The organism is Streptomyces sp. NPDC045967 (genome assembly GCF_056430495.1).
On sequence record NZ_JBWKLE010000008.1, the window covers coordinates 213,550 to 228,540 of the forward strand.

14 protein-coding genes are annotated in these 14,991 nt (G+C 74.4%); 2 read left to right on the forward strand and 12 right to left on the reverse strand.

All coding sequences use genetic code 11. The features are described 5' to 3' along the window. Positions 1-40 precede the first annotated feature (40 nt). From AC07FY_RS18730 to infC, 9 genes are all read right to left on the reverse strand, one after another. The gene (locus AC07FY_RS18730) at positions 41-577 is read right to left on the reverse strand and encodes an NUDIX hydrolase (RefSeq protein ID WP_479007517.1); all 537 of its coding nucleotides are present in this window, start codon (positions 575-577) and stop codon (positions 41-43) included. 53 nt (positions 578-630) lie between these two features. Beyond that, positions 631-1,971: a transcriptional regulator gene (locus tag AC07FY_RS18735; RefSeq protein WP_479007519.1), complete on the reverse strand. Its 1,341-nt coding sequence runs from the start codon at positions 1,969-1,971 to the stop codon at positions 631-633. A 384-nt stretch (positions 1,972-2,355) separates the two neighbouring features. After that, positions 2,356-4,884 (reverse strand): phenylalanine--tRNA ligase subunit beta, encoded by a 2,529-nt coding sequence (gene pheT, locus AC07FY_RS18740; protein WP_479007521.1) that lies wholly within the window; start codon positions 4,882-4,884, stop codon positions 2,356-2,358. Further along, positions 4,884-6,011, reverse strand: coding sequence for a phenylalanine--tRNA ligase subunit alpha (gene pheS, locus AC07FY_RS18745; RefSeq protein WP_479007523.1), 1,128 nt, complete (start codon positions 6,009-6,011; stop codon positions 4,884-4,886). Before pheS ends, pheT begins: the two co-directional genes overlap by 1 nt. Before the next feature lie 150 nt (positions 6,012-6,161). Next, on the reverse strand, positions 6,162-7,436 hold the full coding sequence (locus AC07FY_RS18750) for a sensor histidine kinase (protein ID WP_479007525.1): 1,275 nt from the start codon (positions 7,434-7,436) through the stop codon (positions 6,162-6,164). A gap of 55 nt (positions 7,437-7,491) precedes the next feature. Next, on the reverse strand, positions 7,492-8,349 hold the full coding sequence (locus tag AC07FY_RS18755) for a TrmH family RNA methyltransferase (protein WP_479007617.1): 858 nt from the start codon (positions 8,347-8,349) through the stop codon (positions 7,492-7,494). 194 nt (positions 8,350-8,543) lie between these two features. After that, a complete protein-coding gene (rplT, locus tag AC07FY_RS18760; protein ID WP_007263143.1) occupies positions 8,544-8,930 on the reverse strand; it encodes a 50S ribosomal protein L20 in 387 nt (128 codons plus the stop codon). 104 nt (positions 8,931-9,034) lie between these two features. Beyond that, positions 9,035-9,229, reverse strand: coding sequence for a 50S ribosomal protein L35 (gene rpmI / locus AC07FY_RS18765; protein WP_069919538.1), 195 nt, complete (start codon positions 9,227-9,229; stop codon positions 9,035-9,037). Positions 9,230-9,333: 104 nt separating this feature from the next. Next, positions 9,334-10,044, reverse strand: coding sequence for a translation initiation factor IF-3 (infC, locus tag AC07FY_RS18770; RefSeq protein ID WP_479007527.1), 711 nt, complete (start codon positions 10,042-10,044; stop codon positions 9,334-9,336). 355 nt (positions 10,045-10,399) lie between these two features. On the opposite strand from infC, the gene AC07FY_RS18775 reads away from it, so the two are divergent. Beyond that, positions 10,400-10,786 carry a DUF1844 domain-containing protein gene (locus AC07FY_RS18775; RefSeq protein ID WP_479007529.1) on the forward strand — a complete coding sequence of 129 codons (387 nt, stop codon included), beginning with the start codon at positions 10,400-10,402 and terminating at the stop codon, positions 10,784-10,786. Positions 10,787-10,865: 79 nt separating this feature from the next. Here AC07FY_RS18775 and AC07FY_RS18780 read toward each other — a convergent pair whose 3' ends face one another. The 3 genes from AC07FY_RS18780 to AC07FY_RS18790 are packed head-to-tail and all read right to left on the reverse strand — an operon-like array spanning position 10,866 to position 13,656. Continuing rightward, a complete protein-coding gene (locus tag AC07FY_RS18780; RefSeq protein WP_479007531.1) occupies positions 10,866-11,606 on the reverse strand; it encodes an SseB family protein in 741 nt (246 codons plus the stop codon). A 47-nt stretch (positions 11,607-11,653) separates the two neighbouring features. Beyond that, positions 11,654-12,856, reverse strand: a complete 1,203-nt coding sequence (mycP, locus tag AC07FY_RS18785) for a type VII secretion-associated serine protease mycosin (protein WP_479007533.1) — start codon at positions 12,854-12,856, stop codon at positions 11,654-11,656. After that, positions 12,853-13,656, reverse strand: coding sequence for a hypothetical protein (locus tag AC07FY_RS18790; RefSeq protein ID WP_479007535.1), 804 nt, complete (start codon positions 13,654-13,656; stop codon positions 12,853-12,855). Before AC07FY_RS18790 ends, mycP begins: the two co-directional genes overlap by 4 nt. 129 nt (positions 13,657-13,785) lie before the next feature. Between AC07FY_RS18790 and AC07FY_RS18795 the strand changes: the two genes are divergently transcribed. Further along, complete coding sequence (locus tag AC07FY_RS18795) at positions 13,786-14,988, forward strand: amino acid deaminase/aldolase (RefSeq protein ID WP_479007537.1); 1,203 nt, start codon at positions 13,786-13,788, stop codon at positions 14,986-14,988. Positions 14,989-14,991 lie beyond the last annotated feature (3 nt).

A 14,991-nucleotide genomic window follows, 5' to 3' on the forward strand; every position in this document is an offset into this window, starting at 1 on the left:
CGGGGCCGCCGTCCGCCCGGCGGGATCCGGCCGCCGCGCCTCAGCACTGCCCGAGCCTGAGGTGGTGCAGCAGGAGCAGCCCGGCCGCCGTGTTGGCGGCCGGGACCTCCCCGCGCGCGATCAGATCGGGCACCAGCTTGAGCGGGACCCACTCCCGGCGCGAGGACTCGAAACCGTCCTGCGGGTGGCCGGTGTAGGTCGCCCCCTCGGACCAGTACAGGTGGTGGCGGGCGTCGGTCAGCCCGTTGGAGGGCTCCACGGTCATCAGGTGCCGCAGCGGGCCGGGCCGCCAGCCCGACTCCTCCTCCATCTCCCGCGCCGCCGCGCTCTCGACGGACTCCCCGTCCTCGACCACCCCGGCGGGCAGTTCCCAGCCCCAGCTGTCGGTGATGAAGCGGTGCCGCCACAGCAGGAGCACCTCGTTGGCCTCGTTGACGGCCGTGGCGACGGCGACCGGGCGCAGCCGGATCACGAAGTGGTCCAGATGCCGGCCGTCGGGAAGTTCCACATCGGCGAGGTTCACATCGAACCAGCGGTTCTTGTACACGGTCTGCTCACTCAGGTTCGTCCACTGCACGGTTGTGCCGCCTTCCGTTCGGATCGGTGGCAACATGGCAGCAGTTGAAGCCGTCACAGCGGAACGCGCAGCGCCCCGTCGATGAGTTGGGCCGTCTCCCGCGCGTCCGAACAACCGCTGGTCAGCAGCCGGTCGCGGACCGCGCGCAGTCGGTCGCGCAGTCGCAGGGACTCCATCCCCCTGGCCCGCTCGGCCATCTCGGCCGCGGCCACCACCGCCCGGTCCACCTCTCCCTGGCGCAGCTGGATCTCGCACAGCATCGCCAGCCGGTGCACCCGGCCGCGGTCGTGAGCGGGGGTGCCGACGGCCGCGGCCGCCTGCTCGTGCGCGGCGGTGAGGTCCCCCAGACCGAGCAGCGCCTCGGCGACCTGGACGTTGACCAGACCCGGCTGCACGTAGTCCGTCTCGTCCGGTTCGGCGCCCGGGCTGATCCGCTCGGCCGCCGCCTCGGCGTGCCGGATGCAGGACAACGCGGCCCCGGTGTCGCCGAGCCGGGCATAGGCCTTGGCCTGCATCGCGTACAGGTCGGCCGTCAGGGCCGGGGTGGTGTGCCGGCCCGCGGCGCGCAGGGCGGCCTCGGCGAAGGCGACCGCCTGCCGGTACTCGCCCAGGTGCAGGGACTGGTTGACGAGCAGGGCGATGACGTAGGCCCCCAGGCCGCGGTCGCCGCTCGCCTTGGCCAGGCGCAGGGCCTGGTGGAAGTAGCGCTGCGCGAGGCCGTGGGCGTCCGAGTCGTACGCGCAGATCCCCGCCACCGCCACCAGCGAGCCGGTGGCCCGGTGCAGGGGGCGGCCGACGGTGTCGGGATAGCCGCCCCGCAGCATGGGCGCCGTCTGCGTGCCGAGGAAGCGGACGATCCGGTCCCGGGTGGCCACCCCGCCGGCCCGGCGGTACATCAGCTCGTAGTGGGCGCGGGCGGCCCGCAGGATCTCGATGTGCTCGGGCCCGATCCGGTCCGGCCCCTCGCGCGAGACGTCGGCGTCCTCGGGCGGGTTCTCCCACTCCCAGACCGGGATCACCGCGGGCGTCCCGGTGACGGCCCGCGCCGTGAGGAGCTGCGGCCGGGCCTGGCCGTCGGCGCGCCACAGGGCCGCGGCGCGGTCCACGAACCCGCTCAGCGGGGAGGCGTGCGGGGAGGCGGGCAGACCCGGGACGCCGAGACCGATGTCGTCCAGTCCGAGGGGCCGCCGCAGCCGGCCGCCCAGTACCTCGCAGATCAGGTCGGGGACCTGCCCGCGGGGGCGCTGGCCCTTCAACCACCGGGCCACGGCGGTGTGTTCGTAGCGCAGGGCGAGTCCGCGGGTGCGGCCCGCCTGGTTCACGTACGCGGCGAGTCCGGCGTGTGACATGCCCGCCTCGGCGAGGAGGGCGTCGAGCAGGACATTGGGCTGCATGGGCCGCTCCCAGGGCTCGTCGGACCCAGGCTAGTGGCTGCGTCGTTCACACGGGGTGTGAACCGAGTACGCGCATAAATGCGATGCGCGCCCTGCCGCCGGGAGGCCCGGGAGCGCTTCACTTAAGGGCCTCGCCACGAGGCAGCCCGGGTCGTCGGCTCCCCCTCGAACAGTGCGACGACCCGTCACCGCGCCGCCCGTCCTGTTGTCTGCCCGACACTCCACGGCAGGCGGGCGGCGTGCCGGTTCCGCCGACGCCCGGTTGGTCGCCGGGCCCCCGGCGGAACCGGCCTGGCCGCGCCCGTGGCACCGGACGGCGAAGGGCGCGCCCGGTGCTCCGGACGCGCCCCTCGACCAGCCGTACGGCCCCGTCACCAGCAGGACCTAGGCGCCGCGCAGCACCGCCCCGGTCCGCTCGCCCGCGAGCGCCACCGCCGCGTCGCGCGCGGCCGTGGACTCCTCCGCGGTCAGCGTGCGGTCGGCCGCGCGGAAGCGCAGCGCGTACGCCAGGGACTTCTTGCCCGCCCCGACCTGCTCACCGGTGAACACGTCGAACAGCCGCAGCGATTCGAGGAGTCCGCCCGCGCCCTGGCGCAGCGCGGCCTCCACATCCGCGGCGGGGACCGACGCGTCCACGATCAGCGCGACGTCCTGGGTCGCCACCGGGAAGGAGGAGATCCGGGGCGCCTGGAGGGCCTCGCCGCCGGCCGCCGCGAGGCGGTCGAGGTCGAGCTCCATCGCGCTGGTGCGGGCCGGCAGGCCCATCGCCTTGACCACGCGCGGGTGCAGTTCACCGGCGTGGCCGATGACCTGCTCGGCGCCGTCGAGGGTGACGACGAGCTCGGCGCAGCGGCCCGGGTGCCAGGGGCCGTACCGGCCCTGGCGGACGACGAGCTCGGCGCCGGCCTCGACGGCCAGCGACCGCGCGGCCTGGACGGCGTCCGCCCAGTCGGCGGGGCGCCCCTTGCCCCACCAGCCGGCCTGCTCGCGCGCACCGGCCAGCACGACCGCGGCGTACCGCGGCTGCGCGGGCAGCGCCGCGTCGAGGGTGGCGATCTCCTCGTCCGTGGGACGGCGGTCGACCGGCAGCCGGACGGCGACGCCCGGCTGCGCGGCGGCCAGGAAGACCGAGCCGGTCTCGAAGAGCGCGAGGTCGTGGCTGCCCCGGCTGTCGTTGCGGCGCAGCGCGCCGAGCAGACCCGGCAGCAGCGTGGTGCGCAGCGCCGGCTCCTCGTCGGAGATCGGGTTGACCAGCTTGACGACCCGGCGGGCCGCGTCGTCCGCGGGGAGCTGGAGCTGGTCGAAGACGGCCTCGCCGAGGAACGGGTAGCTCAACGCCTCGACGTAGCCGGCGCCGGCCAGCGCGCGGCCGACCCTGCGGTGCAGCTGCTGCCGGGCGGTCAGACCGCGGCCGGACGGCACCTGCGGGAGGGTCGAGGGAAGGTTCCCGTAGCCCTCCAGCCGGATGACCTCTTCGGCGAGGTCGTTGGGCGCGGCGAGGTCGGGCCGCCACGAGGGGACGGTGACGACGAGTTCGTCCTGGCCGTAGACGTCGCAGCCGACCTCCTGGAGGCGGCGCACGACGGTCTCGCGGCCGTACTCCATGCCCGCGACCCGGTCCGGGTGGTCCGCGCGCATCGCGATGGTGCGCGGGGCGCCCGGGGCGAGGAACTCGGTGACGCCCGCCTCGGCGGTACCGCCCGCGAGGAGCACGAGCAGGTCGACGGTGCGCTGCGCGGCCGCGGCGGCGGCCAGCGGGTCGACGCCCCGCTCGAAGCGCTTGGAAGCCTCCGAGGAGAGCTTCAGGCGCCGGGCGGTCCGCGAGATCGACACGGAGTCGAAGTGCGCGGCCTCGATGACCACGGCGGTCGTGCCGGTGACGGCGCCCGTCTCCGGGTCGGTGACGGAGTCGGCGATCTCGGTGTTGGCGCCTCCCATGACACCGGCCAGGCCGATCGGCCCGCTGTTGTCGGTGATGACCAGGTCCTCGGCGTCGAGCGTCCGCTTGACCCCGTCGAGCGTGGTGAACTTCTCGCCCTGCTCGGCACGGCGGACACCGATGGCGCCCTCGATCCGCGAGCGGTCGTAGGCGTGCAGCGGCTGGCCGAGCTCGAGCATCACGTAGTTGGTGATGTCGACGGCGAGCGAGATCGGGCGCATGCCCGCCTTCTGCAGGCGGCGGGTCAGCCAGATCGGGGAGCGCGCCTCCGGGTCGAGGCCGCTCACCGTGCGGGCGGTGAAGCGGTCGCAGCCGGCCGGGTCGTCGACCTTGACCGGGTAGCCGTAGGAGTTCGGCGCCGGGACGTCGAGCAGCGCCGGGTCGCGCAGCGGCAGGCCGTACGCGGTGGCGGCCTCGCGGGCGACGCCGCGCAGCGACATGCAGTAGCCGCGGTCCGGGGTGATGTCGATGTCGAGGACCTCGTCGACGAGCTCGAGGAGCTCGATCGCGTCGGTGCCGACCTCGTGCTCCGGCGGCAGCACGATGATGCCGTGCGTGCCGTCGTCGCCCATGCCCAGCTCCTCGCCGGAGCAGATCATGCCGTGGGAGGTCTTGCCGTACGTCTTGCGCGAGGCGATGGCGAAGTCGCCGGGCAGCACGGCGCCGGGCAGGACCACGACGACCTTGTCGCCGACGGAGAAGTTCCGGGCGCCGCAGACGATCTCCTGCGGCTCGCCGGTGCCGTTGGCCCGGCCGACGTCGACCGTGCAGAAGCGGATCGGCTTGCGGAAGCCCTCGAGCTCCTCGATGGTCAGCACCTGGCCGACGACGAGCGGGCCCTTGAGCCCGCCGCCGAGCTGCTCGACGGTCTCGACCTCGAGGCCGGCGTCGACCAGCTTGGCGGCCACGTCACGGCCGGTGGTACCCGCGGGGAGGTCGACGTACTCCCGCAGCCAGGAAAGCGGGACCCGCATCAGATCTCCATCCCGAACGGCCGGGTGAAACGGACGTCACCCTCGACCATGTCTCGCATGTCTTCTACGTTGTGGCGGAACATCAGCATCCGCTCGATGCCGAAGCCGAAGGCGAACCCGCTGTACTTCTCGGGGTCCACGCCGCAGGCGACGAGCACCTTGGGGTTGACCATGCCGCAGCCGCCGAGCTCGATCCAGCCCTCGCTGGAGCAGGTGCGGCACGGGCGGTCGGGGTTGCCCACCGATGCGCCCCGGCACACGTAGCACTGCATGTCCATCTCGGCGGACGGCTCGGTGAACGGGAAGAAGTGCGGGCGCAGGCGCGTGGTCGTGCCCTCCCCGAACAGCTCCTGGACCATGTGGTCCATGGTGCCCTTGAGGTCGGCCATGGTCAGGCCCTCGTCCACGGCGAGCAGCTCGACCTGGTGGAACACCGGGGTGTGCGTCGCGTCGAGCTCGTCGGTGCGGTACACGCGGCCCGGGCAGACGATGTAGACGGGCGGCTTGCGCTCCAGCAGCGAGCGCGCCTGCACCGGGGAGGTGTGGGTGCGCAGCACGACACCGGACTCGTCGCCCTCGGTGCCTTCCGGCCCCCGGACGAAGAAGGTGTCCTGCATCTGGCGCGCCGGGTGGTCGGGCGTGAAGTTGAGGGCGTCGAAGTTGAACCACTCCGCCTCGACCTCGGGGCCCTCCGCGACCTCGTACCCCATGGCCGTGAAGATGTCCGCGATGCGGTCCATCAGCGTGGTCAGGGGATGCCGGGCGCCGGCGGTGACGCGGTCGTAGGGCAGGGTGACGTCCACCGCCTCCTCGACCAGCACCCGCTCGTCCCGCTCGGCTTCGAGCGCGACCGTGCGGGCCCCGAAGGCCTTGTTCACGGCCCCGCGGGCCTGGCCCACGCGCTTGCCCGCCTCGGCCTTGGCCTGCGGGGGCAGGGCGCCGATCTCGCGGTTGGCGAGCGCCAGGGGCGAGCGGTCGCCCATGTGCGCGGTCTTCGCCTCGCGCAGCGCGTCGAGGTCGCCGGCGGACGCGAAGGCGGCGAGCGCCTCGTCCCGCATGCGCTCGATCTCTTCCGGTTTCAGTGCCTCGACCTCGACAGGGTCGTACGACTTGTTCGGTGCCGACATCTCTTCCCGTACTTCCGATGGCTGGCTGGTGGTCCCCGTACGGCACGATCGGACCGATCGACACAGAGACACAAAGGTGCCAAAGGACGAGTCTAAAGGCCGCCGGGGGTGGAGGAGCCCGTGGGCCGCCCGGCAAGACGCTCAGCAGGGCTACTGCGTGAGGTAGGCCGGGGCGCTCACGGGCAGGATAAATCGGAACTCGGCGCCGCCGCCGGGGCCGCGGCCGACCGTGATGGTGCCGCCGTGGGCCTCGACGATGCCCTTGACGATGTACAGGCCCAGGCCGGTTCCGCCGCGCTTGCTCCCCCGCCAGAAGCGGGTGAAGACGCGGCCCATCGACTCCTCGGGGATCCCGGGGCCTTCGTCGGTCACGGTGACGGCGGTTCCCTTCTCGTGCGGCGACACGTCGATGGTGACCGTTCCGTCACCGTGGCGCACCGCATTTTCCAGGAGGTTGCCGAGGATCTGGTCGATCTTGTCCGGGTCGGCCCACAGATCGGGGAGGGGCCGGCTCACCCGTACGAGGAACCGCTCGGGGGCCTGGCCGTTGGCGGTGAGGGCCTGGACGTGGCGGCAGACGGCGGTGGCGATGTCCACGGGCTGGCGGCGGACCTCCAGCCGGCCGGAGTCGATGCGGGAGATGTCGAGGAGCTCGGCGATGAGCCGGGTGACCCGGTTGGCGTCCGCGTCGACGGTCTCCAGCATCAGCCGCTTCTGGTCGTCGGTGAACCGCTCCCACTTGGCGAGCAGGGTCGCGGTGAAGCCCTTGACGGAGGTCAGCGGGGAACGCAGCTCGTGCGCCACCGTGGCGATCAGCTCGGCGTGGCTGCGCTCGGTGCGCCGCCGGGCTTCCGTGCCGCGCAGGGTGACGACGAGGCGGCGCAGGGGGCCGGTGGGGCGGGTGCGGATGTAGCTCGCGGAGACGAGCACCTCGCGGCCGCCGGGGAGCAGCAGGTTCCGCTCGGGCTGCCCGCGCCGGATGGCCAGGCCACCGTAGGGGTCGGTCAGCGTCCACCAGCGGCGGCCCTCGAGGTCCTCCAGCGGCAGCGCGCGGTCGATGGGGGTGCCCAGCGCCTTGTCCGCCGCGAGCGCGGTGAGCCGTGCGGCGGCCGCGTTGAAGCAGATCACGCGCCCGGTGCCGTCGGCGACGACGAGCCCGTCGGGCAGGTCGTCGGCGTCGACGCCGAAACCGGCGCCCGGGTCGGCCTCGGACCCGGCGTCGCCGGATCCCCCGCCCTCCCGCTCGGGCGCCCGGCCGGCCGGGCGGCCGGCGGCCAGCGGGCCGCGCCCGTTTCCGGCCGCCTGCCCGGGGACGCCGCGCAGGCCGTGGGCGGCGAGGGCCGGGGCGGGGGCTTCGGGGGCGCCCCGGAACCGCTCCTCGGCCGCGTCCGCGGCCCCCGGTGAGCTGTTCGTACCGACGGTCATGTCCCCGTACCCCACATCTCCGAGTAGCGCAGTGGGCCCCCGGGCCGCCACATTACTAGCTGGGGGTCACACAGCGGCACCCTCCGGGCGCCCGCTGTGCTCGCGCGGAGGCGTAGAGGCACACGGCGGCGGCGGTGGCGAGGTTCAGGCTCTCCGCCTTGCCGTGGATCGGGACCCGTACGACGGCGTCCGCGAGGGCCCGGGTCTCCTCGGGCAGGCCCCATGCCTCGTTGCCGAAGACCCAGGCGGAGGGGCCGCCCATGGTGCCCGCGTCGAGTTCGGCGTCGAGGTCGTCCTCCCCGGCCCCGTCGGCCGCGAGGATCCGTACGCCGGCCGCGCGCAGGCCCTCGACGGCCTGCTCCACCGGGACGCCGACCGCGACCGGGAGGTGGAAGAGGGAGCCCACGGAGGCCCGTACGGACTTGGGGTTGTACAGGTCCACCGAAGCGTCGGTGAGCACCACCGCGTCGGCGCCGGCGGCGTCGGCGCAGCGCAGCACCGTACCGGCGTTGCCGGGGTCGCGGACGTGCGCGAGCACGGCGACGAGCCGGGGCCGGGCCGCCAGGATCTCCTCGAAGGGGGAGTCCAGGAAGTGGCAGACGCCGACCAGGCCCTGCGGGGTGACGGTCTGGGAGACCTCGGCGAGCACCTCGTCGGAGGCGTGGTGGACCCGGGCCCCGGCGGCCAGCGCGGCGGCGATGATCTCGGGGTGGCGCTCGGCGGCCTCGACGGTGGCGAACAGCTCGATCAGGGTCGAGGCCCCCTCCGCCCCGCGGTGCTCGACGGCCTCGCGGACCGCCTGCGGGCCTTCGGCGATGAACCGGCGCTCCTTGGTGCGGAAATTGCGCCGAGCCAGTCGCCGGGCGGCGGCCACCCGCGGGGATCGGGGGGAGATCAGCTCGTGGTGACCCAGGTCAGCCATGGTCTCTGCGGTTCTCTCTCGGGGGTCCGGGCGCACGGGGCGCGGACGGTGCGGCGGCGGGCGGTGCGGCGGGCGGTCCTGTGCGGTGCGCGGGCCGCCCCGGCCGGACGGGGAAAGCACTCGGACCCGCAGGCGCATCGCCTGCGGGTCCGAGGGTGCCGACCGCTCACGCGGCCGGCCAGGCCTTACGCAGCAGCCTTGGGGGCGTTGACGTCGGCCGGGAGGGCCTTCTGGGCGACCTCGACCAGCGCGGCGAACGCGTTGGCGTCGTTGACGGCCAGCTCGGCGAGGATCTTGCGGTCCACCTCGATGTTGGCGGCCTTCAGACCCTGGATGAGGCGGTTGTACGTCATGCCGTTCTGGCGGGCAGCGGCGTTGATGCGCTGGATCCACAGCTGACGGAAGTCGCCCTTGCGCTTCTTGCGGTCGTTGAAGTTGTAGACCAGCGAGTGGGTGACCTGCTCCTTGGCCTTGCGGTACAGGCGCGAACGCTGACCGCGGTAGCCGGAGGCCGCCTCGAGGATTGCCCGGCGCTTCTTGTGGGCGTTTACTGCCCGCTTGACGCGTGCCACTTTTTAACTCCTTGTAGCGGGGCCGCGGGTGTCTTCACACGGCCCGAATTCGATGGGATCCCGGTCCTGACGCTCATCCGCTCCCGGCGCGGGAGCGGAGAACGTCACTTGCCGAGAAGCTTCTTGATCTTCGCGGCGTCGCCCGGGGCCATCTCCGCGTTGCCGGTGAGGCGACGGGTGATGCGGGACGACTTGTGCTCGAGCAGGTGGCGCTTGCCGGCGCGCTCGCGGAGCACCTTGCCGGAGCCGGTGATCTTGAAGCGCTTCTTGGTCCCGCTGTGCGTCTTGTTCTTCGGCATAGCGCCGTTATCTCCTCGTCGGTGGCGCTCCCCCCGGTCCGGGTGCGGACCGGGTGACGGGAGCGTCATGTTGTGTCGGTGATTCGAGGCGGGCTGCCTCGGAATCAGGCCTCGGCGTTCGCCTCGTCGGCGGCGGCCTCGGTGACGTCGGCATCCTCGGCGCCCGCCTCGACTTCGGCGGTCTCCCCGGAGGGGGCCTCCTCGTCGGTGGCGGCCACACCCTGGCGCTCCGCCTTGCGGGCGGCCTGCGCCTCGCGGGCTTCGGCCATCGCCTCGGTCTTCTTCTTGTGCGGACCGAGGACCATGATCATGTTTCGGCCGTCCTGCTTCGGGTTCGACTCGATGAACCCGAGGTCCTCGACGTCCGAAGCCAGCCGCTGCAGCAGTCGGTAGCCGAGTTCCGGCCTGGACTGCTCGCGACCACGGAACATGATCGTGATCTTGACCTTGTCGCCCTGCTTGAGGAACCGAACGACGTGACCCTTCTTGGTGTCATAGTCGTGCGGGTCGATCTTCGGCCGGAGCTTCATTTCCTTGATGACCGTGTGCGCCTGGTTCTTGCGCGCCTCACGGGCCTTCATGGCCGACTCGTACTTGAACTTGCCGTAGTCCATGAGCTTGCAGACCGGCGGGCGTGCGGACGCCGCGACCTCGACCAGGTCGAGGTCGTACTCCTGCGCGAGCTCAAGCGCCTTGGCAAGCGGCACGATGCCGACCTGCTCGCCGCTGGGACCGACGAGTCGTACCTCGGGAACGCGAATCCGGTCGTTGATGCGGGGCTCGGTGCTGATGGATCCTCCTCGGTAGCACCACACGACTGCCTGGCAGGCAGCCGCTGACGTGTATTTCCGTCAGACCGACCGCGGCGGGGAGAATGAAAAAAGCCCCGCCGGGCACAGGCAGGGGCTCCAAAACGACCGGAGCACCGCCGCGTGCGAACCGCGGGGCGCAACTCGGGCAGCTTTCCATCGTCCGTACGGAACGATGGATACCGCCTGACCGGTGACCCGCCGCCCCGGAGGGTGGTCGGGTGGGAGAATCGGAGCCTCCACTTGTGGGCCGGGGACACAGGTCTCCGGCCGGTCGTAGCCCAATATAGCATTCCGCGCCAGAGCCGCTCACCCGGTGCTCCGGTCGGGCGTCCGCCGCGCCCGGCTTATCGTGTGGAGCATGACTGACGCGAGCCTCCCCGCCGACCACGCTGCCGACACCGCACCCGAATCGCCCGACTACGACGCCATGACCCGCGACATCGCGGACGTCCCGGCCGTCGAGGTGATCACCACGGTGGCCGTGCACCTGCTGAGCGCCGCGGCGGTCAACCTGGGCCTGGACAAGCCCGATTCCGAGCACAAGGACCTGGACGAGGCCCGCAAGCTGATCACCGCCCTGGCCGGCCTGGTCACCGCGAGCGCCACCGAGATCAGCTCCTTCCACGCGGCCCCGCTGCGCGACGGCCTGAAGTCGCTCCAGCTCGCCTTCCGCGAGGCCTCGCTCGTCCCGGACGAGCCGGGCCAGGGGCCGGGCGAGAAGTTCACCGGTCCCGTCTTCGGCTGAGCCGCCGCCGTACGGGAAAGGGGCGGGGCTCCGGGACGCGTTCCCGGAGCCCCGCCCCTTCGCCGTTCAGGCGGGCCGTTCAGCGGGTGAACAGCGGCTCGCCCGGCGGGGCCGGGGCGTCCGGCGGCAGCAGCGCCAGGTCCAGTCCGCGCACCAGCCGGGCCCGCAGGGTCGGGTCCGCCGCCAGCGCCTCGGCGACCCGGCGGGCCGCCGACTGCGCCCGGCCGGCGTCGGCCGGGACGATCGCGAGGGTGCCGTCGGAGTCGGCGCCGCCGGGACCGAGGTAGGCGCGCAGGACGGCTTCCTCCGCCGCGACGGCGGCCCGTACGGCCTCCCGTACGGCGGGGTCGGACAGCGGGTCGGCCCGGGTGCGGCCCTCGGCCAGCGCGAGCAGGGCGGAGCCGGTCAGCTGGTAGGTGACCGGGCCGGCCAGGTCCAGGACCACGGTGTCGGCCTTCTCGTGCGCGGCCGCCGCGAGCGCCTGGTGCAGCGGCACCGCCACCGGCCGGGCCGCCGGGTCCCACAGCGCGAGCGAGGCGGTGGAGGTGAAGGCGGGCAGCGCCCGCCGGTCGCCCGCGCGCAGCGTCGGGACGGCCATGTCGCTGGTCTTCTCCCGCTTCAGCCCCGTCTGCGGGTCGGTCTCCACCTCGCCGAGGACGGCGACGACGGGGACCAGCAGACGGGCGTCGCGCAGGGCCGCGAGCACCTCCGGCTCGCGCGTCCGGTCCTCGGACCACGCGGCCAGGGCGGCGCTCAGCCGGGGGTCGGCCGAGCCGTCGTCGTCGGAGAAACCCGGGTCGGGGATGTTCTTGTTCGCCATGTTCGCCACAGTGACCCGACCCTACTGTGCCGGGCGCGCAGGTGCCGTCAGGGGTGCCAGGCCCGGCTCCGCCCCCGGATGCCGCGCCGCGGCCGGCGCGCCAGTACGGCGGCCAGGAGGAGCAGCACCGCCCCGGCGGCCGCGGCCTCCGGGGCGCCGAGCCGGGCCCCGCGCTCGGGCGGCCGGACCGGCTCGGGCCCAGGGCCGAAGTAGGGCGCGCCTGCAGCGGCGGCCGCGGGGACCGGCGGCTCCGGCCGCACGGCCCCGGCGACCTGGAGGGCGGCGGCGGGGTCCACCAGGCCGTGGCCGCGGGCGTCGTCGCGGCCCCCGGCCGGGCTGTCGGAGGCGGTGTCCTCCAGCAGCTTCTTGATCTGGGCCGGGGAGAGGTCCGGATGGGCGGCCTTGACGAGGGCGACGGCGCCGGAGACGAAGGCCGCCGCGGCGCTGGTGCCCCAGCCCTCGTAGTAGGAGCGGTCGGGGTCGGCGATGACCACGTCGACGCCGGGGGCGCTGACGGAGGAGTACCAGGTGCGGGTGGAGAACCCCGCCTTGCGGCCGCGCCGGTCGACGGCGGTGACGGCGATGACCCCCGGGTAGGCGGCCGGGTAGGAGAGGCGGTCGCCGCTCCCGCCGCCGTTGCCCGCGGAGGCGACGACGACCGCGCCCTTGCCGAGGGCGTACTGGACGGCCTCGTCCTCCCCCGCTTCGTGGTGGGCGGAGTCGCTGTCGTCACCGAGGGACAGGTTGATCACGTCGGCGCCGTGGTCGGCGGCCCAGCGGATGCCTTCGGCGAGGGCACCGCCCTTGCTGTCGCGGGCCTGGGCGCGGCCCGGGTCGCCCTCCTCCAGGATCACCCGCACGGGAAGGATCCTGGCCTGCGGGGCGAGGCCGAGGACGCCCTGGCCCCGGCCGGGGCCGTGGCCGTGCCCGGCGATGATGCCGGCCATGGCGGTGCCGTGGCGCGCCCACGAGCGGTCGCCGCGGCCGGCGCCCATGCCGATGAGGTCGGTCCCCTCCAGCACCTGTCCGGCGAGGTCGGGGTGGGAACCGTCCACCCCGGTGTCCAGGACGGCGACGGTGACGCCGTCGCCGCGGGTGGTGCCCCACGCCTCTTCGGCGCGCAGGGCCGTCAGGGCCCACTGGCGATCGCGGACGGTGTCGGCGGCGGCCGGGGCCGCGCCGCCGGCCGTCAGGGCGGTGGCGAGGGCCAGGGCGGCGGCGCCCCGGGCGAAGGCCGGGCGGGGCCTCATCGGGAGCCTTCCGGCGCGGGCGGGGCGGCGAGCAGCGCCACGCCGTTGCGGAGGCGGTCGGCGACGGCCTTGGCCTCGTGCCCGAGGCCCGCCTGGGCCACCGCGCCGGTGGCGTCCTTCTCCATCACGTCCTCGGCGGGGGCGGGCGCGTCCAGCGGACGGCCGTCGGCGAAGGCGGAGACGGTGTAGAGGACGACGGGAGCCCCGCCGATGACGGACGCGGTCCAGGCGGCGCGCTGGGAGTCGGCGAACCCGTAGCCGGGCGGGGCGGTGAACCGGCCGGTCAGGGCGGTCATCGCGGGCGCGCCGGCGGGGGTGAAGACCATGCCGGCGGTGATCAGGAAGCTGCGGGTGGCGTCGGTGTAGGTGGCTCGCAGGACCCGCGTGCAGCCGGTCTCGGCGAGCAGGCCCTGCCAGTCGGCGGCGAGGGCGGACGGGCAGTCGGCGTCCGGGGCGACCGCGATGCGGGTCCAGACCCGGTCGGAGCCGCCGGGCCCGGCCCCGGGGCCGGGGAGGACGGGAGGGAAGAGGGCGTCCACGGGCGCGGACCGCCACAGCGACCCGGCCTTGCGGTGGACGGCCTCGGCGGACAAGGGTCGCTGGGCCGCCCGGTGTTCGAGCCAGGTGTCGGCCGCCGCGCCCGCGACGAGTCCGCTGCCGAGGAGGGCGCACAGCACGGCGGCGGCGACGCGTCCGGTGCCGCGGCGCGGCGGTGCGGGGAGGGGCGGCGGGGCCGGGCCGGGCTCCGGGGGCGGGTCGCCCTCGCCCAGGACCGCGGTCCGCGGTGTCGTCGTGGTCATCCGGCGGCTCCGCCCCCCGCTTCCGTACGGCTGCCTGTCCGTACTCTACGGTCCTGCGGGCGCCCGGGGACCAGGCGGGCCCGCCCCGGACCCCTACCCATCGGTAGAGGCGTCTGGCAAGCTCCCGCCATGAACTCCCCCGCCGCCGACCGCGCCCGCTACGACCGGGCGACCGCGCACCTGGACGCGCCGCTGGCCGTCGTGGACCTGGAGGCGTTCGACGCGAACGCCGACGACCTCGTGCGCCGGGCCGGCGGGAAGCCCGTCCGCGTGGCCAGCAAGTCCGTCCGCTGCCGGGTGCTCCTGGAACGCGTCCTGGCCCGGCCGGGGTTCGCCGGGGTCATGTCCTACACCCTCGCCGAGTCGCTGTGGCTGGCCCGGTCCGGGTTCGAGGACGTGCTGCTCGCCTATCCGTCCGCCGACCGCGCCGGGTTCGCCGAGCTGGCGGGCGATCCGAAGCTGGCCGCGGCGGTCACGGTCATGGTGGACGACGTAGCCCAGCTGGAGCTCATCGACCGCTCCAGGGACGGCGGCCGGCAGGAGATCCGGGTCTGCCTGGAGCTGGACACCGCCCTGCGGATGTTCGGCGGGCGGATGCGGGTCGGGGCCCTCCGGTCGCCGCTGCGCGAGCCCGCCCAGCTGGCCGGGCTGGCCCGGGCCGTCGCCGCCCGGCCCGGCTTCCGGGTGGTGGGGCTGATGGCGTACGAGGGCCATGTGGCCGGGGTCGGGGACGCGGTGGCCGGGCGGCCGCTGCGGTCGCGGGCGATCCGCCTCATGCAGGGCGCGGCCCGCAAGGAGCTGGCGGCGCGGCGGGCGGAGGTGGTCCGGGCGGTGCGGGCGGTGGTCCCGGACCTGGAGTTCGTCAACGGCGGCGGCACGGGCAGCGTCGCGCAGACGGCCGCGGAGGACGCGGTGACCGAGATCGCTGCCGGGTCGGGCCTGTACGTTCCGCGTCTGTTCGACAACTACACCTCCTTCAGCGGCCGGCCGGCGGCCCTGTTCGCCCAGCCGGTGGTCCGCCGGCCCGGGGTGGGGGTGGTGACCGTGCTCGGGGGTGGTTATCCCGCCTCCGGCGCGCCCGGCCCGGACCGGCTGCCGGTCCCCTATCTGCCGCAGGGCCTGCGCTACGACCCGCAGGAGGGCGCGGGCGAGGTGCAGACCCCGCTGCTGGGCGCCCCGGCCGACGACCTGCTGATCGGCGACCGGGTCTGGTTCCGCCACGCGAAGGCGGGCGAGCTGTGCGAGCGGTTCGACACCCTGCACCTGGTGGAGGGGGACCGGGTGACGGCCGCCGCCCCGACGTACCGGGGCGAGGGCCGCACGTTCCTCTGAGTG